At 37.7% G+C, this 2736-nt stretch carries 3 protein-coding genes; 1 reads left to right on the top strand and 2 read right to left on the bottom strand.

Features of this window, described 5'->3' with window-relative positions:
* Together AACU98_RS01385 and AACU98_RS01380 are read right to left on the bottom strand one after the other, a co-directional pair.
* On the bottom strand, nt 1-862 hold an 862-nt coding region (locus tag AACU98_RS01385; RefSeq protein WP_161735394.1), incomplete at its 3' end, for a LysR family transcriptional regulator.
* A 124-nt stretch (nt 863-986) separates the two neighbouring features.
* A complete protein-coding gene (locus AACU98_RS01380; protein WP_161735392.1) occupies nt 987-1958 on the bottom strand; it encodes a nitrilase family protein in 972 nt (323 codons plus the stop codon).
* A gap of 214 nt (nt 1959-2172) precedes the next feature.
* On the opposite strand from AACU98_RS01380, the gene umoA reads away from it, so the two are divergent.
* Complete coding sequence (umoA, locus tag AACU98_RS01375) at nt 2173-2715, top strand: flagellar biogenesis regulator UmoA (RefSeq protein ID WP_004246526.1); 543 nt, start codon at nt 2173-2175, stop codon at nt 2713-2715.
* Nucleotides 2716-2736 lie beyond the last annotated feature (21 nt).

Genomic DNA, 2736 nt, shown 5'->3' with positions numbered 1-2736 from the left:
TTATTTTAATAAAAAGATCACGTTCTTTATTTTTAATATTACTATTCCAAATTACACCAATTTTCCATTGTGTGTATAACCCAGATAGAGGTAACAATGTGACTCTTTGTTTATCACAAATTAATTGCGCGCTTTTAGGCACTAATGCTATCCCTAATCCAGCCGCGACTAGCGCTAATTGGGTCTGAATATCTTGAGATTGCTGTAATAAACGCGGTGCTAGTTTATGCTGTTGTAAAAAAGCATGTATCTGCTGATACAGTTTTTTCCCTTTTTCTGGAGCAAGTAAAATAAGCCCTAATGAGTCGAAATAATGTAATGGGTTATAATCTGCCTCCAACACCGTAATATGTTGTGTTGCAATAGCTAACATCAGTTGCTCTTGTGTCAACGCTATCCCTTGTAAAGGGGGCATAACGGGTAAACGAGAAAAAGCCACATCAAGTTCACCCATTAATAATTTTTCTTCCATTTTATGAGAAGACATATCATCAATATTGACGCTAATATTTGGCTCAATTTGATTAAATCTCGCCAATAGTGAAGTAATAAAACTTAATGATGACAGACCGAATCCCGCATAAAGTGAGACTTTTTGTGGCTCAACTAATTGACGAGCTTGTTTTTCTAAAATATGGGATTCCCGTAATACCACTTGAGCTTGATTGAGTAAATATTGTCCTTCTTGCGTGAGCTTTGCACCATGGCGACCACGCTCAAACAACACGATATCCAGTTGTGATTCCAACGTTTTAATCTGTTTAGTTAATGCAGGTTGGCTAATACAAAGCTGTTTGGAAGCTTCACCAAAGTGCCCTGTATCAGCTAACACCACAAAAGCATTTAATAAACGTGTATCCATTATTTATCATCAAACCTATATTAGTTTCTTTTATTATTCTAACATAAAATAAATTAGTAAAATTAATATTAGGTGTTAATCTTTTGTCTGATAAATAATTATGCTCTTTTTATAATTATCTCTATTAGTCCTTGTTACCAAAACGAACGGAAATCGGATCTTGTTCATTACCTTGTCGAGTGGTGAGGATCTGATATAGCTCTGGTCTTCTGCCCGTTAACCAGCGTCTCCCTGTTGATTCAGGCAAAAGCGTTAAATCAATATCCGTGACGACTATATCGTCTTCTATCGCACAGCTTTCTTTTACAATACGTCCATAAGGATCGATAACCATCGCATTACCCGTTCTCACCTCTTCTTCATCACGCCCAACCCCATTACTGAAGATGATAAACATACCATTATCGTGAGCTCTAGCAGGTAACCAGCGCATTAGCCATCCTTTGCCATGTTCACCTTGAAAAGCAGCTTGTAACGCTTGTGGATCTTGCTGACGATTTTCCCACAACGCCATTGGAATAGGTTTCATGCTGTGTGGACTACGAGAGTGGGTTCCGCCAGTTTGATGAGGAGCCAATAAAATATCTGCCCCTAATAACGCCGTCGCCCGTGCGTTCTCAACTAAATTATTATCCCAGCAAATTAAAATACCCATTTTAATCCCCCATGGGGTATCAAATACGGTGTATTGATCTCCGCTACAAATAACCGGATGTTCAAATGTATGCAATTTACGATGTTTTTGTAATGAACCATCAGGCATACAAACAACCCAAGTATTATACAAATTATTATTGTTATCCCGTTCAATTAATCCAACACCAATAGCCATTGCATACTGTTGTGCTTTTTGTTTAATGGATTTTAATGATGCGCTATCAGCCAGTTTTTCACTTAATGCATAAACCTGTTGCGCCGGTAATTTAGGGACATGCCAGTATCCCGTGATACACATTTCAGGAAATACTAGAAGATTCACTTTTTCACTGGCAGCCATCTCAATAAACTGATGCATTTTGGCTAAATTATAATCTTTATCATTAGCCTTATGTTGTAGTTGTACGCTTGCAACACGTAATGTCGTTAATGGGTTCATAAACGGTTACCTCTACACTGTCTTATTTATCACCTTTTCACCTTTATTATCTAAACGTTTTTTTTGTCCAAAATATAATCAATTATTTTCTGTTTTTAATAACCTTTTGGAATGGAAAGGGATAAGCATCAGAAATGGCACGCTGTTATAGCGTTATTTTACGGAATAACACCCTAGTTTTCTGGCATCATAATAGTAATAAAAAGGAGTATTTATGTTGGCTAGAGCCTTGTTTATCCCTCTTTCATTCCCTTTACTCGCCTTATCTTGCTATTGTTGGGCAGGAAATGGTCTGGTGGATAGAACATGGACAGCTTCAGGAATGGATAGCTATAGTTATCGCCAAGCGCTAAGGCAACCAACGGTTGGCTCACGTTATACTCTTTTTAATATTACACCCGATATGCCAACGCCAGGTGGCACGAGTCCTGTTGGTACTAAAGGAATTCGCTATATTGCGATGAAATATGGCCCTTATGGGCAACCTGAACACTATAAAACCTACCAAGTGATGTTCTCTCACTATTCCACCACCACCACACGTAAAGTTCGTTATTTAGGTGAGTTATATACCGTTGTCGGTGATATTTATTTAATCGATCCTGCTGCTACCACCAATGAATGGCAACGCGGTCGTAGCCAAATAGTTGAAGAGTATTATGAGATTTTAGATACACATGGAAATAGGACAGGCAAAGGATTGCGTTTTAACCGCTGGGATAGACCTATAAATATAACAAATTGGTCTACATATTAATATATATTTAATTTCTCATCT

The organism is Proteus sp. G4380 (assembly GCF_963885725.1).
In the GTDB taxonomy this organism is placed as follows: domain Bacteria; phylum Pseudomonadota; class Gammaproteobacteria; order Enterobacterales; family Enterobacteriaceae; genus Proteus; species Proteus mirabilis.
The sequence above is the reverse complement of the archived record's forward strand: the minus strand, read 5'-3'. Positions and strand labels throughout refer to the sequence as shown.

Bases quoted from the DNA above. Each gene is read 5' to 3' on its own strand.
- AACU98_RS01380 (WP_161735392.1), bottom strand. From the start codon at position 1,958: ATGAACCCATTAACGACATTACGTGTTGCAAGCGTACAACTACAACAT.
- umoA (WP_004246526.1), top strand. From the start codon at position 2,173: ATGTTGGCTAGAGCCTTGTTTATCCCTCTTTCATTCCCTTTACTCGCC.